23 protein-coding genes and 1 pseudogene are annotated in these 21,783 nt (G+C 72.3%); 15 read left to right on the top strand and 9 right to left on the bottom strand.

The genetic code is table 11. The features are described from left to right. Positions 1-22 precede the first annotated feature (22 nt). Entirely contained in the window at positions 23-601 is a 579-nt protein-coding gene (locus ACIRRS_RS18850; RefSeq protein WP_402971947.1) for a hypothetical protein, read from the bottom strand. Positions 602-914: 313 nt separating this feature from the next. On the opposite strand from ACIRRS_RS18850, the pseudogene ACIRRS_RS18845 reads away from it, so the two are divergent. Next, positions 915-1,632, top strand: a pseudogene (locus ACIRRS_RS18845) (cation transporter dimerization domain-containing protein). Positions 1,633-1,659: 27 nt separating this feature from the next. Here ACIRRS_RS18845 and ACIRRS_RS18840 read toward each other — a convergent pair. Next, a complete protein-coding gene (locus ACIRRS_RS18840) occupies positions 1,660-2,268 on the bottom strand; it encodes a hypothetical protein (protein ID WP_402971946.1) in 609 nt (202 codons plus the stop codon). 256 nt (positions 2,269-2,524) lie between these two features. Here ACIRRS_RS18840 and ACIRRS_RS18835 point away from each other — a divergent pair, with 256 nt between their 5' ends. Further along, positions 2,525-3,532 carry a hypothetical protein gene (locus ACIRRS_RS18835; RefSeq protein ID WP_402971944.1) on the top strand — a complete coding sequence of 336 codons (1,008 nt, stop codon included), beginning with the start codon at positions 2,525-2,527 and terminating at the stop codon, positions 3,530-3,532. Here the strand turns inward: ACIRRS_RS18835 and ACIRRS_RS18830 are convergent. Continuing rightward, complete coding sequence (locus ACIRRS_RS18830; RefSeq protein ID WP_402971942.1) at positions 3,529-4,116, bottom strand: isochorismatase family protein; 588 nt, start codon at positions 4,114-4,116, stop codon at positions 3,529-3,531. The genes ACIRRS_RS18835 and ACIRRS_RS18830 overlap by 4 nt on opposite strands. Before the next feature lie 204 nt (positions 4,117-4,320). After that, complete coding sequence (locus tag ACIRRS_RS18825; RefSeq protein ID WP_402971940.1) at positions 4,321-5,637, bottom strand: nicotinate phosphoribosyltransferase; 1,317 nt, start codon at positions 5,635-5,637, stop codon at positions 4,321-4,323. Between the two features lie 153 nt (positions 5,638-5,790). Between ACIRRS_RS18825 and clpS the strand changes: the two genes are divergently transcribed. From clpS to ACIRRS_RS18790, 7 genes are all read left to right on the top strand, one after another. Continuing rightward, on the top strand, positions 5,791-6,084 hold the full coding sequence (clpS, locus tag ACIRRS_RS18820; protein WP_402971938.1) for an ATP-dependent Clp protease adapter ClpS: 294 nt from the start codon (positions 5,791-5,793) through the stop codon (positions 6,082-6,084). A gap of 54 nt (positions 6,085-6,138) precedes the next feature. Further along, positions 6,139-6,714 carry a DUF2017 domain-containing protein gene (locus ACIRRS_RS18815; RefSeq protein WP_402971936.1) on the top strand — a complete coding sequence of 192 codons (576 nt, stop codon included), beginning with the start codon at positions 6,139-6,141 and terminating at the stop codon, positions 6,712-6,714. Between the two features lie 218 nt (positions 6,715-6,932). After that, positions 6,933-8,387, top strand: coding sequence for an amino acid permease (locus ACIRRS_RS18810; RefSeq protein ID WP_402971934.1), 1,455 nt, complete (start codon positions 6,933-6,935; stop codon positions 8,385-8,387). 54 nt (positions 8,388-8,441) lie between these two features. After that, positions 8,442-8,873, top strand: a complete 432-nt coding sequence (locus ACIRRS_RS18805; protein WP_402971932.1) for a Mov34/MPN/PAD-1 family protein — start codon at positions 8,442-8,444, stop codon at positions 8,871-8,873. Between the two features lie 139 nt (positions 8,874-9,012). Next, positions 9,013-9,135, top strand: coding sequence for a putative leader peptide (locus tag ACIRRS_RS18800; RefSeq protein WP_267884022.1), 123 nt, complete (start codon positions 9,013-9,015; stop codon positions 9,133-9,135). A 124-nt stretch (positions 9,136-9,259) separates the two neighbouring features. Continuing rightward, on the top strand, positions 9,260-9,538 hold the full coding sequence (locus ACIRRS_RS18795; RefSeq protein ID WP_402971930.1) for a MoaD/ThiS family protein: 279 nt from the start codon (positions 9,260-9,262) through the stop codon (positions 9,536-9,538). Between the two features lie 78 nt (positions 9,539-9,616). Next, complete coding sequence (locus ACIRRS_RS18790; RefSeq protein WP_402971928.1) at positions 9,617-10,585, top strand: PLP-dependent cysteine synthase family protein; 969 nt, start codon at positions 9,617-9,619, stop codon at positions 10,583-10,585. 8 nt (positions 10,586-10,593) lie between these two features. Here ACIRRS_RS18790 and ACIRRS_RS18785 read toward each other — a convergent pair whose 3' ends face one another. Beyond that, positions 10,594-11,034: a type II toxin-antitoxin system PemK/MazF family toxin gene (locus ACIRRS_RS18785; protein ID WP_402971926.1), complete on the bottom strand. Its 441-nt coding sequence runs from the start codon at positions 11,032-11,034 to the stop codon at positions 10,594-10,596. Positions 11,035-11,225: 191 nt separating this feature from the next. Between ACIRRS_RS18785 and ACIRRS_RS18780 the strand changes: the two genes are divergently transcribed. From ACIRRS_RS18780 to ACIRRS_RS18770, 3 genes are all read left to right on the top strand, one after another. Beyond that, positions 11,226-11,411, top strand: a complete 186-nt coding sequence (locus ACIRRS_RS18780) for a MerR family transcriptional regulator (protein ID WP_402971924.1) — start codon at positions 11,226-11,228, stop codon at positions 11,409-11,411. A 174-nt stretch (positions 11,412-11,585) separates the two neighbouring features. After that, entirely contained in the window at positions 11,586-12,332 is a 747-nt protein-coding gene (locus ACIRRS_RS18775) for an MBL fold metallo-hydrolase (RefSeq protein WP_402971923.1), read from the top strand. A 217-nt stretch (positions 12,333-12,549) separates the two neighbouring features. Next, a complete protein-coding gene (locus ACIRRS_RS18770; protein ID WP_402971921.1) occupies positions 12,550-13,869 on the top strand; it encodes a hypothetical protein in 1,320 nt (439 codons plus the stop codon). Positions 13,870-13,907: 38 nt separating this feature from the next. Here the strand turns inward: ACIRRS_RS18770 and ACIRRS_RS18765 are convergent, their stop codons facing one another. From ACIRRS_RS18765 to ACIRRS_RS18750, 4 genes are all read right to left on the bottom strand, one after another. Beyond that, positions 13,908-15,194 carry an LLM class flavin-dependent oxidoreductase gene (locus tag ACIRRS_RS18765; RefSeq protein ID WP_402971919.1) on the bottom strand — a complete coding sequence of 429 codons (1,287 nt, stop codon included), beginning with the start codon at positions 15,192-15,194 and terminating at the stop codon, positions 13,908-13,910. After that, on the bottom strand, positions 15,191-16,261 hold the full coding sequence (locus ACIRRS_RS18760; protein WP_402971917.1) for an LLM class flavin-dependent oxidoreductase: 1,071 nt from the start codon (positions 16,259-16,261) through the stop codon (positions 15,191-15,193). Before ACIRRS_RS18760 ends, ACIRRS_RS18765 begins: the two co-directional genes overlap by 4 nt. A gap of 364 nt (positions 16,262-16,625) precedes the next feature. After that, on the bottom strand, positions 16,626-17,897 hold the full coding sequence (locus tag ACIRRS_RS18755; protein ID WP_402971915.1) for a PTS transporter subunit EIIC: 1,272 nt from the start codon (positions 17,895-17,897) through the stop codon (positions 16,626-16,628). A 547-nt stretch (positions 17,898-18,444) separates the two neighbouring features. Further along, complete coding sequence (locus ACIRRS_RS18750) at positions 18,445-19,734, bottom strand: PTS transporter subunit EIIC (protein ID WP_402971913.1); 1,290 nt, start codon at positions 19,732-19,734, stop codon at positions 18,445-18,447. A gap of 397 nt (positions 19,735-20,131) precedes the next feature. Between ACIRRS_RS18750 and ACIRRS_RS18745 the strand changes: the two genes are divergently transcribed. The 3 genes from ACIRRS_RS18745 to ACIRRS_RS18735 all read left to right on the top strand — a co-directional run bounded on the left by ACIRRS_RS18745 (position 20,132) and on the right by ACIRRS_RS18735 (position 21,755). Further along, positions 20,132-20,365, top strand: a complete 234-nt coding sequence (locus ACIRRS_RS18745) for a glucose PTS transporter subunit EIIB (protein ID WP_063349220.1) — start codon at positions 20,132-20,134, stop codon at positions 20,363-20,365. 107 nt (positions 20,366-20,472) lie between these two features. Further along, complete coding sequence (gene rph, locus ACIRRS_RS18740) at positions 20,473-21,201, top strand: ribonuclease PH (RefSeq protein ID WP_402971911.1); 729 nt, start codon at positions 20,473-20,475, stop codon at positions 21,199-21,201. Positions 21,202-21,365: 164 nt separating this feature from the next. Then, positions 21,366-21,755 carry a hypothetical protein gene (locus ACIRRS_RS18735; RefSeq protein WP_402971909.1) on the top strand — a complete coding sequence of 130 codons (390 nt, stop codon included), beginning with the start codon at positions 21,366-21,368 and terminating at the stop codon, positions 21,753-21,755. The last annotated feature ends 28 nt before the right edge of the window (positions 21,756-21,783 follow it).

Here is a 21,783-nt window from a genome sequence, read left to right as displayed (position 1 = left end):
TGAGGGACCGGCGGGTTGGCTGTCACCAGCCGGTGGCCTCGCGCAGCATGGTGCGCCGCAGGCGCCCGGCCACGCTGGCGGTGTCGGTGCCGATGACGTCGGCGATCTCGGGGGCGGCCAGCCCGACCACGTAGTGCAGGATCGCCAGGTCGTCGTCGGCCGGCCGGCGGTCGTGCTCGACCGGGTCGACCCGGCGCAGGACGACGGGGTCGGCGGGGCTTCCGGGATCGCCGGGATCGCCCGGGTCGGCGGAGGAGCGCAGGGCGCTGTGCTCGGCGACGGTGCCGCGCAGGATCTGCCAGGCCCGCGCGGTCGGGTTGGAGCTGCCGAGCAACTCCCGCCACTGGACGGCGATTTCGGCGAACGCCTGCTGTACGGCGGCCGCCGCGGCCGTGTGCTCGGTGAGCCATACGCGGGCGTAGCTGAGGTACCGCGGACGGTGGAGTTCGCAGAAGGCGGCGAACTCCAGCGGGACGTCCGGCGGTACGTCCGGTGTGGCGTTCGGGAGTGCTGACGGCGGCGGGCCCGGTGGTACGTCCTCCGGTTCGCCCGGTCCGGCCTCCTCGGCCGGTCCGGTGGAACCCATGTGACGGTTGGTCATCTCGTCTTCTCGGCAAGGGAGATGGGTATCTGACGGTCGATCATCTGTGCTCACTCTACGGTAGGCCCTCGGTGCACTGGGTGACCAATCCGATGGAATGCCCGGAACCCGTCGCCACCTCGTCCGGTTCCGGCGGGGGCCGGCGCCGTGGCGCGGCGGGTGCGGTGGGGAACGGGGGAGGGCTGTGGTCCAAGGGGTGGGCGGAGAGCGTCGCGCAGGGGCGCCGGCGGAGTTGTTGCGAGCACGTCGCAGCTGGTCAGAGGGTGTAGGACGGCAATGGCTGCAGAGCAGTTGATGTGCCACCGTAGGCCCTGTGGAGGCTGACGTCCACGCCCACGGCGCGAACCCGCGCCCGCACAACCACCCGCACAACCGCGCCCGCACCCGTGGGGGCGACGGTCCGCACACCCACGATCACGCCCACGATCACAGCAACGACCACACCCACGACCACGGCCATGATCACGCGAACGGCCGCGCCCGTTCCCGCGCCGCCGCCCTGCGCCACCGCCTCGGCCACGCTCTGCGCCCCCCACTCCCACGACGCCGCCGACCGGGTCGGCGCCGCCCCGGAGGCCTCCGCCGAGGGGCTGCGCACGCTCTGGACCTCGTTCACCGTGCTCGCCGTCGCCGCCTCGGCGGTGTTCACCGGGCCGGCGGCCGTGGACCGGCTGCTGCACCCCCGCCCGGTGGACCACCTGGCGGCGGTGGCGGCGATCACGCTGGTGCTGCGCGGCTCGGTGCGCGAGGTGGGCCGCCGGCTGATGGACGGGGTGGACCCGGCGCTGGTGGACGCCGCCGAGGGTGCGCTGCGCGAGGTGGAGGGCGTGCGCGGGGTGGGCGCGCTGCGGATGCGCTGGATCGGGCACTCGCTGCGCGCCGAGGCGGACGTGGTGGTGGACGGTGCGCTCACCGTGGTGGCGGCGCACCGGGTCGCCGAGGCGGCTGAACAGGCGTTGATCAGGATCGTCCCGCGCCTGCTGGCCGCCACGGTCCACATCGACCACGCCCCGGCGGCGCACGGCGCCTGACGCAGGGCGTGGTACGGGATCTGACGGTCAGTGGGACGTTCGCGCCTCCCCGGGGGCCGCCTGCGGCTGGGCGAGCGGCACGGCCCGGTCGTCGGCCGCGGTGCTCCGCTCGACCTGCGAGGGGAACGCCTCCACGGCCCGCTGCCGGGCCAGTTCGGCCGCCACCGAGGCGGTGCGGTCGGGCACGGTCGCCTCCTCCCGGTCGCACCGGTGCCCCGCGCCGCCGCCCTGATGCGATGCGCCCGGCTGGTGCGTAGCTCCTCCGGCGTGCGCGCTGCCCGCGCGCGCCCCCGGTGCCCGTCGTCCGCGTCCGAGCGCGGCCCGGGCGGCGTGTTCCTCGGCCATCTGTCTAGCCGCCAGGTACGCCTGAACGGCCGCCATGCCGTACACCGGTTGGATGAGTTGGTGGCCCTTGAAGAAGGGTCTGGCCGGCGCGAACCCGGCGGCGACCACGAGGTCGCGGATCTCCGCTATCTCCGCTTCGCTGCGGGCGGTGAAGCGGACCTCCCAGCCCTTCTTGTACGTATGGCCCTTCTCCCCGCTGCGGCGGGCCGGGTCCGGGCGGCGGACGTATCCGGGCAGGCGGCCGAGGCGGAGCTGGGCCGCGCGGAGGCCGGCGGTCTCGTCACGTGACATGACGTAAGCCTAGGCAATCTTCGGGGCGGGATTGACGCCTGGGGAGTCCCTCGCCGTATGCCCTTGGTCACGCTGGGTCAGATCGCCAGGTGGGTGATCACTTTCGATCAGATCCGACAACCTTATGAACGACAAATCCTCCGAATGAGTGAGGGTATGAGGACTTTAGTGCAGGCTGATCCCGGTTTCGCGACGGTTGAGTAACAGTGCGTCAGGTGACCGGTCGCGGGCCCGGGCGGTTGGGGATGGTGTCGGCATGAGCTACCGGATTCCTTCGCCGCCGCCGTCCCTGGAGGAGTTGGCGAAGCGTCAGCAGAACGTCGTCACCGCGAGCCAGCTGCGCGCCCGGGGCGTGCCGGCCCGGGTCGTCACCGAGCACTGCCGCCGGGGCGGCCCCTGGCAGCGGCTGCTGCCGAGGGTCTACCTGCTGCAGTCCGGCGGGCCGACCCCGGAGCAGCGGATGTGGGCCGCGCTGCTGTACGCGGCGCAGAACGGCCGGGAGGAGGGCCGCCGTGCGGGCGCGGTGATCACCGGCACGGCCGCGCTGGCACTGTACGGCTTCGCCGCCGTCCCCCGGCTCCCGGCGGTGACCGGGGTGGATGTCCTGGTGCCCCGGCAGCGCCGCCTCAAGGACGTCGGTGAGGTCCGGATCCGGCGCACGGAGAGGGAGTTGGAGGCCCGCTCGGTGCACGGACTGGCCTGCGCCCCGGTGGCCCGCGCCGTCGCCGACGCGCTGCTGGAGTGGACGGCGGAGCCGACCGGCGAGGGCGCCCCGGTGCGCGAGGTGCTGCGCGAGGCCGTCGCCCGGGCCGAAGGGGGCTGCACGGTACGGGAGTTGGTCGCCGAGCTGGCCGAGTGCGGCCTGACGGCCGAACCCCGGATCCGCGCCGCCCTCGACGAACTCCTCGCCGCCGAAAGGGACTTCGTGCGCGGTGAGCTCCGCCGCCTGGCCGAGGAATGGCGGCTGCCCGTCCCGCTGGAGGCCCCCGAGCTGCGGATGCGCGGCGGCACGTACATCGCCGTCCCGGACCTCTACTGGCCCCGGCGCGGCGTCGTCGTCGAGGTGGACGCCGACCTGCGCTGCGTCAGCGAGGGCGAGGCCGCCTGGGTGCGCGGCGGCCAACACCGGATGGAGTACCTGGGCATCCGCGTGGTGTACGTCTCCGGCGCCCGGTTCGCCGCCGATCCGGAGGCCGTCCGTGCGGAGCTGTGCGAGGCCCACCGCGCGGGCGGGACGGACGTGGTGGAACTGCTGACGGTCTAGCGGACAACCGGGTTGCCGACCAACTCGACGCCCGCCTCCCGCAGTTCCTCCAGCGCCTCGGCCGTGGTCTGCGCCGACACCCCGGCGGTGAGGTCGAGCAGCACCCGGGTGCGGAACCCCGCCCGGGCGGCGTCCAGCGCGGTGGCGCGCACACAGTGGTCGGTGGCGATGCCGACCACGTCGATCTCGTCGACCTGCCGCTCGCGCAGCCACTCCACCGGGCCGCGGCTGTTCTCGTCCAGCCCCTCGAACCCGCTGTACGCGGCCGAGTACGCGCCCTTGTCGAACACCGCCTCCACCGCGCCGGAGATCACCGCGGGCGCGAAGTTGGGGTGGAAGCCCACGCCCTCCGTGCCGGCCACGCAGTGCGGCGGCCAGCTGCGGACGAAGTCGGGCTCGGCGGAGAAGTGGTCGCCCGGGTCGAGGTGGTGGTCGCGGGTGGCGAGGATGTGCTGGTAGCCGGGGGAGGACTCGGCGATGAGGTCGGTGATGGCGGCGGCCACCTCGGCGCCGCCTGCGACGGCCAGGCTGCCGCCCTCGCAGAAGTCGTTCTGCACGTCGACGACGATCAGTGCCCGGTGCATGGTTCGCGTCCTCGGATTCGGAAGGCAGGGGCGGTGTGCCCCGGTGGTCGCGCCCGCGGGGGCCGCGGGCGCTCGGGGGGCTCGGGGGTGCTGGCCCCGGGAGCCCCGGGGGAGCAGGGGAACTCTACGGCTGACTCTAGGGAGTGGCGCGCGGAGGCGGAAGGCCTGTGCCCGCCGCCTCCGCGGGACGCGCCCGAGCCGCCGTCAGACGAGCAGCTCGGTGGGGATGACGGCCTCGCCCTTGGAGAGCTGGGTGGCCGACAGGGGCAGGGCGGCGCGGGCGCGCACGTGGCGCTCCCGGGCGGCGGTCAGCGGTTCGCGCCCGACCGTCTCACCGGCCTTCACCAGCGGCACCTGGACCAGGTGCGCCTCCAGCCCGGCCGGCACCGGCCCGGTGCCGACGACCTCGGCCTCGGCCACGCCGTCGGCGTCGGGCCGGCGGGCAGCCCACTTGCGGCCGCCGACGCTGGTCTTGCCGCCGGCCGCGCGCTTGGCGACGGGGATCAGCGGCCCGCCGGGGCGCTCCTCGCGGGCGACGAGCTTGTAGACCATCGCGCAGGTCGGGTGCCCGCTGCCGGTGACGAGGCTGGTGCCGACGCCGTAGCCGTCCACGGGGGCGGCGGCCAGGGCGGCGATGGCGTACTCGTCGAGGTCCGAGGTGACGATGATCCGGGTCCTGGAGGCGCCGAGCTCGTCCAGCTGCCGGCGGACGCGGTGGGCGAGCAGGGTGAGGTCGCCGGAGTCGATGCGCACGGCGCCCAGCTCGGGCCCGGCCACCTCGACGGCCGTGGTGACGGCCTCGCGCAGGTCGAAGGTGTCGACGAGCAGGGTGGTGCCCCGGCCCATCGAGGCGATCTGCGCCCGGAAGGCGTCCCGCTCGGTGTCGTGCACCAGGGTGAAGGCGTGCGCGGCCGTCCCGGTGGTCGGGATGCCGTGGGCGAAGCCGGCCGCGAGGTCCGAGGTGGCGGCGAACCCGGCCACGTACGCGGCGCGGGCGGCGGCGACGGCGGCCTGCTCGTGGGCCCGGCGGGCGCCCATCTCGATGACCGGACGGCCCCCGGCCGCGGAGGTCATCCGGGAGGCGGCCGCGGCGATCGCCGAGTCGAAGTTGAGGATCGACAGGATGACGGTCTCCAGGATCACCGCCTCGGCGAAGCTGCCCTCGACGGTGAGCAGCGGCGAGCCGGGGAAGTACACCTCGCCCTCGGGGTAGCCCTGGATGTCGCCGCGGAAGCGGTAGCCGGCGAGGAAGGAGAGGGTGTCCTCGTCGACGACGCCCTGGGAGGCGAGCCAGTCCAGCTGGGCGGTGTCGAAGCGGAAGTTCTCGACGGCGTCCAGCACCCGGCCGGTGCCGGCCATCACGCCGTAGCGGCGGCCGCTCGGCAGGCGCCGGGTGAACACCTCGAAGACGGATCGGCGGTGCGCGGCCCCGCTGCGCAGGGCTGCCTGCAGCATGGTGAGCTCGTAGCGGTCGGTGAGGAGCGCGGTCGAACCGGCCGCGCGCACGGAAGTGGCGTCCATGAGGATGATGCTACTACCACTTAGCGTCAAAGTGACGATTTCTCGTGCGGGGCGCCGGGGCGGAATCGCCCGGGTGTCCCCCGGATGGCAGCATGGGGCACGAGGGGTCATGGACGAGGGCGCAGGAGGCTGCGCGAAGAAGGAGGCCCGGCGGTGAGTGTCGCGCCCGTGGAGATCGAGCGCCCGGAGGTCGAAGGACAACCGGTGGTGGAACCGGACACGCCCTGGGTGACCATCGTGCACAACGACCCGGTCAACCTGATGAGCTACGTCCAGTACGTCTTCCAGGCCTACTTCGGCTATCCGAAGGACAAGGCCCGCACGCTCATGATGGACGTGCACACCAAGGGCCGGGCGGTCGTCTCCAGCGGCACCCGCGAGGAGATGGAGCGCGACGTGCAGGCGATGCACGGCTACGGCCTCTGGGCCACGCTCCAGCACGACTGACCCCACCCGCACCCGGGGTACCCCACGACGACGAGGACGGGCTGACCGATACAGATGGCCGCATTGTTCGAGAGCACCGGAGACGGCGGCGCCGCGCTCGCGCTGGACGAGCTGGAGGTCGCGATCCTGCGCACCTTCGAGGTGCAGATGCTGGAGCTGATCGGCCCCGGCCCGGGTGGCGAGGACGGGGGCGACCCGCTGGCCGCCCTGTTCGCCGAGGGCCCGACGGAGGCGCCCGCCGACCCGGCGGTGGCCCGGCTCTTCCCCGACGCCTACGGCGACCCGGCGAAGCCCGAGGACGCGGAGAGCCGGGAGGCCTCCGGGGAGTTCCGCCGCTTCACCGAGCCCGACCTGCGCACCCGCAAGCGCGAGGACGCGCTCGCCGTCGTCCACTCGCTGAACGGCTTCGGCGACGGCGGGCTCGTGAAGCTCGGCGCCCCCGAGTGCCTGCGCTGGCTGGGCGCGCTGAACGACCTGCGGCTCGTCCTCGGCTCGCGGCTCGAGGTCACCGAGGAGGACGAGCAGGGCCTCTACGACCTGCCGGACGGCGACGACCGCAAGGCGCTGGTCGTGGCCTACCTGTGGTTCGGGGCGCTCCAGGAGTCGCTGCTGGAGGCGATCACGGACTGATCGCGGACCGATCGGGAACCGACTGCGGACCGATCCTGCCCGTTTCCGGATACGCCCCGGCCGATTCGTCCAGTATCTGGACCATCGACCGGGGCGTATCCGTTCAAATCGGGCGAACCATACCAGTCCATGCTCAAATGTCGCTCAGATGAACACCGCTATCCGAACCCTGCGTGGTACGACTTCCCCACCCCACGACACCCACCAGGACGGTGCCCATGGCCGAGCAGTCGTACGACCAAGTGGTCGACACCAAACCGGACGAGGAGGGCTACCAGCGGGGGCTGGGCAGCCGTCAGATCCAGATGATCGCGATCGGCGGCGCCATCGGCACCGGCCTCTTCCTCGGCGCCGGCACCGCGATCTCCAAGTCCGGGCCGAGCCTGATCCTCTCCTACGCCGTCGCCGGCGTGGTGATCTTCGCGATCATGCGCGCCCTGGGCGAACTGCTCACCTACCGGCCCGTGTCGGGCAGCTTCGCCGAGTACGCCCGCGAGTTCCTCGGCCCCTTCGCCGGCTACGTCACCGGCTGGACGTACTGGCTGTTCTGGGTCGTCACCGGCATGGCCGAGACGACGGCCGCCGCCGTCTACGTCCGCTTCTGGGCCCCCGGCATCCCCCAGTGGCTCAGCGCCCTGGTCTTCCTGGTCATCCTCTACGCGGCCAACCTGATCTCCGTGAAGCTGTTCGGCGAGATCGAGTTCTGGTTCTCGATGGTCAAGGTCACCGCCATCATCGGCATGATCCTCATCGGCATCGGCGTCCTGACCCTCGGGTTCAGCAAGGCCGGTGACACCGCGTCGGTCACCCACCTGTGGGCCAACGGCGGCTTCTTCCCCAAGGGCATCGGCGCCACCGTGATGACCCTGCAGATCGTCATGTTCGCCTACCTCGGCGTCGAACTCGTCGGCGTCACCGCGGGGGAGAGCGAGAACCCGCAGAAGACCCTCCCGCGCGCCATCAACACCCTGCCCTGGCGCATCGCGCTGTTCTACATCGGTGCCCTGGCCGTCATCCTCGCCCTCGTCCCGTGGACCGAGTTCCAGCCCGGCGTCAGCCCGTTCGTCGCCGCCTTCGGCAAGATCGGCATCCCCGCGGCGGCCGGGATCATCAACTTCGTGGTGCTCACCGCCGCCCTGTCCTCCTGCAACTCCGGCATGTACTCCACCGGCCGGATGCTGCGCGACCTCGCCCTGCGCGGCCAGGCCCCCGCACGGCTCACCGGGCTCAACTCCCGCCGCACGCCCGCCTTCGCGATCACCGTCTCCTGCCTGCTGATGGGCGCCGGCGTGGTGCTCAACCGCCTCGTCCCGGAGCGGGCGTTCGAGTACATCACCTCCGTCGCCACCGTCTGCGGCATCTGGACCTGGGCGATGATCCTCATCTCCCAGATCCGCTACCGGAAGGCGTGGAAGGCCGGTCACCTGCCGGCGCCCACCTTCAAGGCCCCCGGCGGCACCTGGGCCAGCTGGGCCGCCCTCGCCTTCCTCGCGATGGTCGTGGTGCTCATCGCCCTCGACAAGGACAACCGCATCTCGCTGTACGTCTTCCCCTGCTGGGCACTGCTGCTGGTGATCGGCTACCAGGTCCTCAAGCGCCACAACCCGCAGGCCGCCCACGGCCTGGCCCACGACCACCTGCACGCCCGCGACGGCGGTACGGACGCCCGCTGACCGGAGCGCGGACGCCCCGGCGGCGTGATGCCGGGGCGTGTCTATCCTGGCCCCATGCTGACCATCACCCGAGAGATCCGCGACCGGATCGTGGCCCACGCCCGCGCCGACCACCCGGACGAAGCCTGCGGCGTGGTCGCCGGACCGGAAGGCAGCGACCGGCCCGAGCGGTTCGTCCCCATGCTCAACGCCGCCCGCTCGCCCACCTTCTACGAGTTCGACTCGGGCGACCTGTTCAAGCTCCACCGCGAGATGGACGACCGCGACGAGGAGTTCGTGATCGTCTACCACTCGCACACCGCCACCGAGGCCTACCCCTCGCGCACCGACGTGAGCTACGCCTCCGAGCCCCAGGCCCACTACGTCCTGGTCTCCACCGCCGAGGGCAACGGCGAGGAGGACCCGTACCAGTTCCGCTCGTTCCGCATCGTGGACGGCGAGATCACAGAGGAAGACGTCCAGGTCGTCGAGGCCTACCCGGCCTGACCAGCACCCACCTGGGCGAGGCCCGCCGACCCCGTGCGAGCGGTCGGCGGGCCCGTGTCGTCTCACCCCTGGGAACGGGAACATCCGCACCATGAGACGGGCATGTCGGAGCGGGCCCGGGAATCTATACGATGAGCCCATGCGTTCCGTCGATGTGAGCAACCAGGCCCCGGGCACCCGCCTCGTGGCGCGCCTGCACATCGACCTGTGCCGGCACGCCGGCGCGATCTGTCCCGGCACGCCCGCGCGCTCGCGCCGATAGCCCAGAGCCGCCCTCCCCACCCGGGCCCCGCCACCACCGCGGCGTCGAGCCCCGGGCTGACCGCCCGCCCCGCCGCGCCCGCTGCGGCCCACCCACTCCACACGACTCGCACAGGAGCGCACCCATGGCCATCGAGGTCCGCATCCCGACCATCCTCCGCACCTACACCGACGGCGCCAAGGCCGTCGAGGGCACCGGAACCAACCTCGGCGAGCTCTTCACCGACCTCGACGCCCGCCACCCCGGCATCGCCGCCCGCCTGGTCGAGGGCGGCGAGCTGCGCCGCTTCGTGAACGTCTACCTCAACGACGAGGACGTGCGCTTCCTGGAGGGCATCTCCACCGCCCTCGCCGACGGCGACAGCGTCACCATCCTGCCCGCCGTGGCCGGCGGCGCCAGCTGATCTCCCGGCTCCCCCCGCTGGTCGACGGTGGGGGGAGCCGTCCTCGCGCACCCTCATCGCCGTGGCCGGAGGCCTCCCTTGCGTTACGACAGTCCGCTCGAAGCCGTCGGCAACACCCCACTGGTCCGCCTGCCCCGGCTGTCCGCCGCCGTGCCCGGCAACGGCGAGGGCCTGGTGAACCTCTGGGCCAAGCTGGAGGACCGCAACCCCACCGGCTCCGTCAAGGACCGCCCCGCGCTGCACATGATCGAGCGCGCCGAGGCCGACGGCCGGCTCACCCCGGGCTGCACCATCCTGGAGCCCACGAGCGGCAACACCGGCATCTCGCTCGCCATGGCCGCCAAGCTCAAGGGCTACCGCATGGTCTGCGTGATGCCCGAGAACACCAGCGAGGAGCGGCGCGAACTCCTGCGCATGTGGGGCGCCGAGATCATCTCCTCCCCGGCCGCCGGCGGCTCCAACACCGCCGTGCGCATCGCCAAGGAGACCGCCGCCGAGCACCCCGACTGGGTCATGCTCTACCAGTACGGCAACCCCGACAACGCGGGCGCCCACTACGCCGGCACCGGCCCCGAGATCCTCGCCGACCTGCCGACCGTCACCCACTTCGTCGCCGGCCTCGGCACCACCGGCACCCTCATGGGCGTCGGCCGCTTCCTGCGCGAGAAGGTCCCCGGCGTGAAGATCGTCGCCGCCGAGCCGCGCTACGACGACCTGGTCTACGGGCTGCGCAACCTCGACGAGGGCTTCGTCCCGGAGCTGTACGACGCCGAGGTCCTCACCACCCGCTTCTCGGTCGGCTCCGCCGACGCCGTGCGCCGCACCCGCGAACTCCTCCAGCAGGAGGGCATCTTCGCGGGCGTCTCCACCGGCGCCATCCTGCACGCCGCGATCGGCGTCGGCCGCAAGGCCGCGGCGGCGGGGGAGCGGGCGGACATCGTCTTCGTCGTCGCCGACGGCGGCTGGAAGTACCTGTCCACCGGCATCTACACCGCCGGGACCACCGAGGAGGCCGTCGAGGCGCTCCAGGGCCAGCTCTGGGCGTAGAGGGCTTCCTAGCTCTTGAGGGCCCGCTCCACGCGGGCCCAGGTCTGCCGGTCCACCGTGCCCGCGCGGCGGCGGAAGTCGCGCAGGGCCACCTCGCGCAGCTCGTCCGTCTCCAGCCAGCTCGCCCGCCCCTGGCGGTCGCCCACCGTGCCGGGCGGCAGGGCCAGCACCCCGGGGCGGGCGTGCTGCTTGCTGGTGATCTTCGCGACCGTCGCCGTACGGCCGTTCACCCGCAGCACCAGACAGGGGCGGTCCTTCGCGCCCGGGCCGTCCTCGAACGGCACCTCCGCCCACCAGATCTCCTGCGGACGCGGCCCGGCCTGCGCCGTCCGGCCCGGCTCCTGCGGCGCCCCCGTACGGGCGCGGCGCACCAGCGCCCCCGCGACGGCCGCGACCACGGCCACGGCCGCCACCGCCAGGACCAGCGAAATGCCACTCATGCCACTCATGCCGCTCACTCGGCGAACCGTACCGGCCCGGCGGCGGCCGGGACCACTGTGACGGGTGCGACAGTTGGCCATTTGTCCGTACGGTGCTCCCGGTTCGTCACGGATCTGCCACGGCGCCCGTTCTGCCGTGAACACCACAGAACGTCCGGAAAGGCTGCCTCACGACACCCGATCCGCCCCCGGAGGTGCCCATGAGAAGCGAGCTGTGGTCCTACACCGAGATCGCCCGCCACATCAACGTCCAGCCCGAGACCGTCCGCAACTATCGCCGCCACGGCCTGCTCCCCGACCCGGACGTCATGGACGGCAGCGGACACCCCCGCTGGTACCCGGACACCATCCGCGTCTGGGCCCGCAACCGCCCCCGCCGACGCTGATCACCACGTCCCCGCCCTTCTGGTGATTCCAGCCACAGCCCGGCACGGGGACGGGGGCAAAGTGCCCCACCGCCCTTACCCTCGACACACCAACGCAGTGCTACCGGTCGGTCAACCGGCCCGGCCTGCCGTTTTCCAGCAGCAGCCAGGACGTGTCGGGGCGGAGGGGCTCGGATGAAACTGACCGTGGTGGGGTGCTCGGGGAGCTTCCCGTCCGCCGACTCCCCCTGTTCCAGCTACCTCGTCGAGGCGGACGGCTACCGCATCGTCCTCGACCTCGGCAACGGCGCCCTCGGCGCGCTGCAGAAGTACACCGGGCTGTACGACGTCGACGCCGTGCTCCTCAGCCACCTGCACGCCGACCACTGCGTGGACCTGTGCGCCTACTGGGTCGCCCGCAACTACCGCGCCGAGGGCTGCCCCGAACTCCTGCCCGTCTACGGCCCCACCGGCACCGCCGAACGGCTCGCCCGCGCCTACGACATGCCGGAGAACCCGGGGATGAAGGAGGTGTTCGAGTTCCGCACCCTCACCCCCGGCGCCTTCCTCCTCGGCCCGTTCCGCGTCGAGGTCGCCCGCGTCAACCACCCCGTCGACGCCTTCGCCTTCCGCGTCGAGCACGACGGCCGCTCCCTGGTCTACTCCGGCGACACCGGCGAGAGCGCCGAACTCGTCGAACTCGCCCGCGACACCGACCTGTTCCTCTGCGAGGCCGCCTACATCGACGGCCGCGACACCTACCGGGCCGTCCACCTCAACGGCCGCGAGGCCGGCGAGCACGCCACCGCCGCCGGGGCCCGCCGGCTCGTCCTCACCCACATCCCGCCGTGGACGGACGCCGAGCACAACCGCCGCGACGCCCGGGCCGCCTACGCCGGACCGGTCGACCTCGCCAGGCCCGGCGCGGTGTACGAGATCTGAATCCGCATCCGCATCCGCCCAGGTCGGGCGGGGTGTCGAGAGTTCCCGAAAAAACTTCGGAACCCACCTGCAACCCCCGTGGCCCCCACACGTCTTGAAGGGTGAGAGGCGGGAACACACCGCCGCACCGGCCGGCCCATCGGGCACGGCCGACGAACACACCCGACGACCAGGCCTGCTTCGTGCTGCCCGGACGCAGAATCCAGGGGGGATTCCCATGCGTACGACCAACCGCGCCCTGCGCCGCTCCCGCCGCCTCGTTCCGGCGGTCGCGCTCACCTCCGCCCTGCTCGCCGGCGGTGCCGTCCTCGGCGCCGCCCCGGCCTCCGCCGAGTCCGGGCCGCTCGGCCTGAGCGTCCACGCGCCGAACGAGATCGGCGGCGCGGGCGGGCCCGTCGAGTTCACCGAGACCGTCGGCAACCGGTGGGACCGGGACCTCGCCGTGACGCTGGAGCTCTCGATCGACAGCGAGATCGGTACGCCGCCGTACTCGCTGAGCCTCGACTACCTCGACGACCGGGGCGCCTGGCAGAGCGTGCCGCTGACCGCCCGCACCGAGGCGGACAGGACCGTGACCAGCGGCGTCACCGGCGCGATCCTCGTCCCCCACGGCGGCAAGGAGGTCCGCCTGCGCATCGGCGCCCCGATGGGCCGGCCGCACGACGGCGCCACCAACGGCGGCCTCGGACACACCATCGTCCTCCGCAGCACGGCCAGGGGCCCGCAGGACGTCCCGGCCGTGACGCTCACCGAGACCCGCACGATCGTCGTCGGGTGGATCTCCAACTCGGTCGTCGGGGTGCCGGGGACGGCCGTCGCGGGCGGGGCGCCGATCGAGTTCGAGGTGCAGCTCCGCAACCCGACGCCCTCCGCCTACACCAACCTCGGCAACGTGCTCTTCGCCGACCGCCACGCCAAGGTCGAGGCCCGCGGGGCCGACGGCGCCTGGGCCCCGGTCGCGCCGGCCATCGGCATCCCGGACGACCCGGCGGGCTTCTACATGGACGGCCGCAACTCCACGGCCGCTGCCGGGAGTTACGGCGTCAAGCAGGTCCGGGTGACCTTCCCCGCGGACATGCCGCCCGGCAGGACCCAGCTGAACCCCTGCGTGTTCGTCAACGAGGGCCCGGACACGCCGTTCCGGGGCACCACCCTGTGCTCGCCCGGCGCGTCCGTGCAGATCCTCGCCCCCGCGGCTCCGGCTCCGGCGCCGACCACCGCGCCGGAGCAGGGGAGCACCCCGGCCGCGCCGAAGGCGGGCGGCGGCGCGACGGCCGTGCGGCCGGCCGCCGCCGTCACCCCGGCCGCGGCGGCTCCGGTCGCCGCCGCCGCGCCCGAGGCCGTGAAGCCCGTGGCCGCGGCGGACGGCGGGGTGACCCCGTTCTCGGAGCGCCCGGCGGAGGCGAAGGAGGGCACCCTCGCCGCCACCGGGGCCGACACCGGCTGGGACCGTCCGGTCGCGGGCGTCGCCGCCCTGCTGCTCGGCACCGGCGCAGGGGTGCTCGCGCTGGTCCGGCGTCGCCGGGCCGTGCGCTGACGCCGGGCCGACCGCCTCGGCCTCCCGCCTCGGAGCCGCTACCGGCGCCCGGGGACGGGGAGGCCGAGGTGGTCGCGGAGGGTCGAGCCGGTGTACTCGGTGCGGAAGACGCCGCGCTCCTGGAGGAGCGGGACGACGCGGTCGACGAACTCGTCCAGCCCGCCAGGGGTGATGTGGGGGACGAGGATGTACCCGTCCGAGGCGTCGTTCTGCACGAAGTGGTTGATCTGCTCGGCGACGGTGGCGGGGGAACCGATGAAGGACTGCCGGCCGCTCAGCTCGATGACGAGTTCGCGGCTGGTCAGCTTCTTCTCCGCCGCCACGGCCCGCCAGCGTTCGGCGGTGGCCACCGGGTCGTTGTGGCGGACGCGGCCCTGGATGATCGTGCTGGTCGGGTCGGGGTCGAAGGCGGGCAGCGGCCCGTCCGGGTCGTGGTCGCTGAGGTCCACGCCCCAGACCTGCTCCAGGAAGTTGATCGCGGTCTGCGGGCTGACCTGGGTCCGGCGGATCTCGGCGGCGAGTTCGGCGGCGTCGGCGTCGGTGTCGGCGAGGACGAAGGTCACCCCGGGCAGGATCTTCAGCTCGTCCGGCTTGCGCCCGTACGCGGCGAGGCGGCGCTTGACGTCCGCGTGGAAGGCCTGGCCGTCGGCGAGGGTGGAGTGCCGGCTGAAGATCACGTCGGCGTGGGCGGCGGCGAACTCCCGGCCCTCGTCGGAGTCCCCGGCCTGGATGACCACCGGGTGGCCCTGCGGCGGGCGGGGGAGCGAGAGCCTGCCCTCCACCTCGAACTGGAGGCCGCTGTGGCGGGCGCCGTTCTCGTCCGCGTCCCAGAACTCCCGTGCCAGCTCGACGAATTCGGCGGCCCTGGTGTAGCGGTCGGCGCGGTCGAGGTAGCCGCCGCGGCGGAAGTTCTCACCGGTGAAGGCGTCGGAGGAGGTGACCACGTTCCAGGCCGCGCGCCCGCCGGAGAGGTGGTCCAACGTGGCGAAGCGGCGGGCGAGTTCGTACGGCTCGTTGAAGGTCGCGTTGACGGTGGCGGCCAGGCCGAGCTTCTCGGTGACGGCGGCGAGCGCGTTCAGCACGGTGATGGACTCGGGGCGGCCGACCACGTCCAGGTCGTGGATGCGGCCGTTGGTCTCGCGCAGCCGCAGGCCCTCGGCGAGGAAGAAGAAGTCGAACTTCCCGCGTTCGGCGGTCTGCGCGAGGTGGCGGAAGGACTCGAACTCGATGTGGCTCCCGGCGGCCGGGTCGCTCCACACGGTGGTGTTGTTGACGCCGGGGAAGTGGGCGGCGAGGTGGATCTGCTTGAGCGGACGGTCCGTCATCGGGTCACCTCGGCGAGGGCGGTGGGGGCGGTGGGGGCGGTGTTCAGGGCGGCGGCAGTGGTAGTGGCGGCGGCAGCGGTGTAGCGGCCGGCCGGGCGGAGCAGGCCGAGGTGGTCGCGCAGGGTGCGGCCGGTGTACTCGGCGCGCAGCAGTCCGGCCTCGCGCAGGGTGGGGGCGAGGCGCTCGGCGAGGGCCGTCAGGTCGCGCTCGGGGCGTTCGGGCACGAGGTGGAAGCCGTCCACGCCGGTGCCGGTGGCGGTGAGTTCGGCGAGCAGCCGCTCCTCGGCGGCGCGGTCGGGGAGCGGGGCGCCGACCCGGGCGAGGATGCGCAGGTTCTCGCCGGAGCGCAGCCGCAGCTCGGTGGCGGCGGTCAGGCGGGTGGCCCGGTCGGGGGCGTCCAGCAGGACGACGTCCGCGTGGCGGATGGCGGTGGCCACCCGGGCGCGGCCCCCGGCGGAGGCGTCCGGGGCGAGGTCGGCGGCGGCCACGGGGACGACGACCACCGGGCGGCCCTGCGGCGGGCGGGGGGTGATGGAGGGGCCGCGGACGGAGAAGCGCGGGCCCTCGAAGTCGATGTAGTGGAGCTTCTCGCGGTCGATGAACCGGCCGGTGGCGGCGTCGCGGATCTCCGCGTCGTCCTCCCAGCTGTCCCAGAGCCGGGCGGCGACCTCGGCGGCGTCGGCGGCCTCGGCCCACAGCTCGTCGGCGGGGGCGACGCCGCGGCGGCCGAAGGCCCGGGCCTCGGCCTCGGTGGTGGAGACGCCGACCAGCCAGCCGGCCCGGCCCTCGCTGACCCAGTCCAGGGTGTTGACGGAGATCGAGGTGTGGAACGGCTCGGTGTGGGTGGTGGTGACGGTGGGCACCAGGCCGACCCTGCTGGTCACCGGGGCGATCCGGGACAGGGTGGCGAGCGCGTCGGGGCGTTGCGGCTCGGGGGCGAAGGAGTCGTCGAGGGTGACGAAGTCCAGGCCGGAGCGCTCGGCGAGGAGGGCGAGACGGGTGTAGTGGTCGGCGTCGAAGCGGCCGGGGCTGTCGATGGCGGCGGAGAGGTGCAGCGGACGGGACATGCTGGGCCTGACTTTCCTCGTGCGGACGCACGCCGACGGCCCTCCCGTACGGGCACGGGGGCGTGGCGGGGTGCGTGAAGACACGCCCCGGGAGGGGCGGGGAGGACGGCCGGGCGCCGGGCGGGACTCAGCCGGGCGGCGGCGGGGGAAGGAGTCGGCTCAGCCGCGACACGCCGCCGACCACACGCGACCGAAGTCGATGTGGCTGCGGGTCACCAGCGGGCACGAGGGGTACACACGTTCAGTTGACCAGGGCTTCCGTGGATTCGTCAACCGGCTTTCGCCCCGGGCCCGGGAACGCCGAAGGCCCCGCCCGCCGCCGGGTGAGCGGCGGTGGGCGGGGCCTTCGGGGAGGCGGAAGGCGTCAGGCCTTGGTGACGTCCTCGATCTCGGATTCGTCCTCGCGACCGGGGGTCTTGAGGTTGAACTTCGCGATCGCGAAGCGGAAGAGGAAGTAGTACAGCGCACCGAAGACCAGACCGATCGGGATGATCAGCCAGGGCTTGGTCGCCAGGTTCCAGTTGAGCAGGTAGTCGATCAGACCCGCCGAGAAGCCGAAGCCGTCGTGCACGCCCAGGCCCCAGGTGACGGCCATCGAGATGCCGGTGAGCAGCGCGTGGATCAGGTAGAGGACCGGCGCGATGAACATGAACGAGAACTCGATCGGCTCGGTGACGCCGGTCACGAAGCTGGTCAGGCCGACGGAGATCATCATGCCCATCACGGCCTTGCGGCGCTCGGGGCGAGCAGCGTGGGCGATCGCGAGGGCTGCGGCCGGGAGGCCGAACATCATGATCGGGAAGAAGCCCGACATGAACTGGCCGGCGGTCGGGTCACCGTGGAAGAAGCGCGGGATGTCGCCGGTCCAGACGTGGCCGGAGGCGTCGGTGTAGGTGCCGACCTGCTGCTGGAAGAAGGTGTTCAGGAACTGGTGCATGCCGACCGGGATGAGGCCGCGGTTCAGCACGCCGTAGATGCCGGCGCCGCCGGTGCCGAGGCCGGTCAGCCAGTCGCTCGCGTTGGTCAGGCCGGTGCCGATCGGGCCCCAGACGAGGCCCATGACGACGCCGAGCAGGGTGCCGACGAAGGCCATGATGATCGGCACGAGGCGACGGCCGTTGAAGAAGCCGAGCCAGTCGACGAGCTTGGTCCGGTGGAACCGCTGCCAGATCAGAGCGCTGAGCAGGCCGACCACGATGCCGCCGAAGACACCCGGGTCCTGCGGCTTGCCTGCGGGCAGGGCGGCGGTGACGGAACCGTCGATCGGGAAGACGGTGAGCACCTTGTGGAAGACGAGGTATCCGACCAGGGCGGCGAGGGCGGTCGAGCCGTCCGACTTCTTGGCGAAACCGATGGCGACACCGACGCAGAAGAGCAGCGCCAGGTTGCCGAAGACGGCGTCACCGGCGGTGGCGAAGACCTGGGCGACCTTCCCCCAGCCCAGTCCGTCCTTGCCGAACACGTCGTCCTGACCGAGCCGGAGCAGGATGCCGGCGGCCGGGAGGACGGCGACCGGCAGCTGGAGGCTGCGGCCGATCTTCTGCAGACCCTGGAGGAGGTTCTGTCCGAACTGCTTGGCCGGGCTTGGCGAAGCCGGAGCCGTGGCGGGCGCCGGTGCCTGCGCAGACTGACTCATGGGGGTGGGTTCCTAACGGCATGGCGGGTCGGTCGGGGGATTGGGCACAGGGGGGCCGAACCGCGAACTGGTCTACACCACACGTGGTGTAGACCAGTTTTGTAGCACGGGTGGAGAAGAGGTGGAACCCCGGAAACCGTCCCTCCCGGGAAGCGCTATGAAATCGAAACCTAGCCGGGGAACGACGATCTTGATAATCCTGGGGGTCCGCGATTTTGGCTATTTGCGCAACAAAAGAGCCGGGCCCCGTCGGACGGCGGGGCCCGGCCCAGCCCTGGTCGGGAGCGGCGGCGGGTGCGGGAGGGGTCGGGCTGCGCGGTCCGGTCGTACGGACCCGGGGGATCGTCGGGAATAACGATCCGGGCGTTCCCGAATGTGACCGAATTATCTGTGGGTCGAATATCACCCAGGGCATTAAGTCCCATTCGAAAAATGCCGAAAGCCCCCGGATCGAAGGGTCCGGGGGCCTTATGGGGGCGTTGCGGGGGCTGCTCGGGCGGGGCCCCGGGTAGCGGTCGGGGCAGGGCCGGGAGGGGCTGGGAGGCGCCTACGCCTTGGTGACGTCCTCCACCTCGCCCTCGTCCTCGCGCCCCGGGGTTTTCAGGTCGAATTTGACGATGATGAACCGGAAGAGCGTGTAGTACACCACCGCGAAGCAGAGCCCGATGATGATGATCAGCCACGGTTTCGTCGCCAGGCTCCAGTTGATCACGTAGTCGATCAGGCCCGCCGAGAAGCTGAACCCGTCGTGCACCCCCAGCCCCCACGTGACGGCCATCGAGGCCCCTGTCAGCAAGGCGTGGACGCCGTACAGGGCGGGGGCGATGTAGGCGAAGGAGTACTCGATCGGCTCGGTGACGCCGGTGACGAACGAGGTCAGGCCGACGGAGAGCATCAGCCCGTAGATCTCCTTGCGGCGGTGCGGCTTGGCCGCGTGCGCGATGGCGAGCGCCGCCGCCGGCAGGGCGAACATCATGATCGGGAAGAAGCCGGACTGGAACTGGCCCGCCGTCGGGTCGTGGGCCAGGAAGCGCGGGATGTCGCCGTGGACGACCGTGCCGTCCGGCTTGGTGAACTCGCCGAACTGGAACCACACGAAGGTGTTCAGCAGCTGGTGCATGCCGATCAGCAGCAGTGCGCGGTTGAACAGGCCGAAGATGCCCGCGCCGCCCGCGCCCAGGTCGGCGAGGTTCTGCGAGAAGTCGTTGAGGCCACGGCCGATCGGCGGCCAGACCCACAGGGCGACGCAGGCCGTCGCCATGCCGACCAGGGCGGTGATCATCGGGACGAGGCGGCGGCCGTTGAAGAAGCCCAGCCAGTCGACCAGCTTGGTGCGGTGGAAGCGCACCCAGAGCCAGGCCGACATCAGGCCGATGAGGATGCCGCCGAGCACCCCGGGGTTCTGGTACGTCGCGTTGGCGGACTTGGCCGAGGAGTAGTCCACGCACTGGTCGCTGACCAGCACCGTCGGCGCCTTGCAGTGCTCGGGGAAGGCGTGCAGGACCTTGTAGTAGACGAGGAAGCCGACCACGGCGGCCAGCGCCGTCGAGCCGTCCGCCTTCTTGGCCATGCCGATCGAGACGCCGATGCAGAACAGCAGCGGCAGGCCGAGCGCGGAGTCCAGCAGCGCGCCGCCCGCCGAGGCGAAGACCTTGGCGACGTTGTCCCAGCCGAGCCCGTCCGAGCCGAAGACGTCGGGCTGGCCGAGCCGGTTGAGGATGCCGGCCGCGGGGAGCACCGCGACAGGGAGCTGGAGCGAGCGGCCCATCTTCTGGAGCCCGCCGTAGAAGGTGTGCCACCACGTCGTCTGCGGGGCTGTGGCGCCTGCCGAACTCATCCTTCGCCCTCCGAGAGCAGTTGCCGACCGCTGGCCCCCTGCGGGACCCTCGGGCGGGGCTGGAACACCCGGGGTCCTTTCTGCGTTCATCGGAGTACACATATATTGGTGTAGACCACTGTGGAACGCAGGCCGCACTCCGGGACGCGAGCCCCGCTGATCGTCATCCTCGGGCGACGGTCCGGAGCCCGCCCGCCGGAATGGGCCGAAAGTGGACTAACGTGGCGGAACGGACCGCCGCGGGCGATGCTGGTCGCGCTGCCCGACAGCACGACCGCCACTGACCCCGCGTCAGCACCGGCCGACCCCTCGCCACCCCCCGGACGAGGACACCCAGCACAGCGCAGGACGGCGCCCGGCAGAGCGGCCGGCGGGCCGAGACAGAGGGAGAGAGCACATGGCCAGCAAGGCTGAGAAGATCGTCGCCGGTCTGGGCGGCATCGACAACATCGAAGAGGTCGAGGGCTGCATCACCCGCCTTCGCACCGAGGTCAAGGACGCCTCCCTCGTCAACGAGGCCGCCCTCAAGGCCGCCGGCGCCCACGGCGTCGTCAAGATGGGCACCGCGATCCAGGTCGTCATCGGCACCGACGCCGACCCGATCGCCGCCGACATCGAGGACATGATGTGAGCTGAGCCACCCAGGCTCGACCGCCCACGGCCCGCCGCCCCGCTCAGGGGGACGGCGGGCCGAGGCGCATCAGGAACCGTCCCCCGGAACGGCTACGCTCGGTTGCTATGTCACGCATCGACGGCCGCACCCCCGAACAGCTCCGCCCGATCACCATCGAACGGGGCTGGAGCAAGCACGCCGAAGGCTCCGTCCTCATCTCCTACGGCGACACCAAGGTGCTGTGCACCGCCAGCGTCACCGAGGGCGTCCCCCGCTGGCGCAAGGGCAGCGGCGAGGGCTGGGTCACCGCCGAGTACTCCATGCTCCCGCGCGCCACCAACACCCGCGGCGACCGCGAGTCCGTCAAGGGCCGCATCGGCGGACGCACCCACGAGATCAGCCGCCTCATCGGCCGCTCCCTGCGCGCCGTCGTCGACCACCGCGCCCTCGCCGAGAACACCATCGTCCTCGACTGCGACGTCCTCCAGGCGGACGGCGGCACCCGCACCGCCGCCATCACCGGCGCCTACGTCGCCCTGGTCGACGCCGTCGCCTGGGCCCGCGACCGCAAGCTCCTGCGCGCCAAGGGCCAGCCCATCACCGGCGGCGTCAGCGCCGTCAGCGTCGGCATCATCGACGGCACCCCCATGCTCGACCTCCGCTACGAGGAGGACGTGCGCGCCGAGACCGACATGAACATCGTCTGCACCTCCGACGGCCGCTTCGTCGAGGTCCAGGGCACCGCCGAGGGCGCCCCCTTCGACCGCGCACTCCTCGACCGGCTCCTCGACCTCGGCACCCTCGGCTGCGCCGAGCTCGACGACCTCCAGCGCAAGGCCCTCGAAACGCTCTGAGCCCCGGCGCGCGCACGTACGCTCCGGGCGCGCTCGTGCGGCCTGCTGTACAGGCCGGGCCCCGGAGTCGTACCGTTCCCGCAGCGACCCCCCACGCTGCGGGAACCGCGCACCCCCCGGCGCGCGTCCCACCCCACGGAACCCGCGCCCCACAGGAGGACCGGATGCCGTCCAGCATCGCCCGCCCCGCCGCCCTCGCCGTGGCCGGACTGATCGTCATCCTCCCGCTCAGCATGGTGAGCTGCTCCGCCGCGCAGAAGGCGCTCGACTGCGGCAACACCGCCGTGAAGATCACCGGCGACCTGGCCGACGTCACCAAGGCGTACGACAACGCGAGCAACGACTCGACCGCCGCGGGGAAGGCCCTGCAGAAGCTGAAGAACGACCTCGACCAGGTCGGGAAGAACTCCAAGAACACCGACGTCGCCAAGGCCGTCACCGACCTGCAGAAGCAGGCGGACAAGGTCCAGCAGGCCGTCGACCGCAAGGAGACCCCCGACCTCAAGCCGCTCGGCGACGCGGCCGTCAACCTCACCTCGGTCTGCGGGGGCTGAGCGCCCGGCTCCCTCGGTAGGGTGGGCG

Source organism: Kitasatospora sp. NPDC101183 (assembly GCF_044767945.1).
Classification (GTDB): Bacteria; Actinomycetota; Actinomycetes; order Streptomycetales; family Streptomycetaceae; genus Kitasatospora.
Note: the sequence above shows the minus strand (reverse complement) of the source record. Positions and strands in the feature narration are given on the sequence as shown.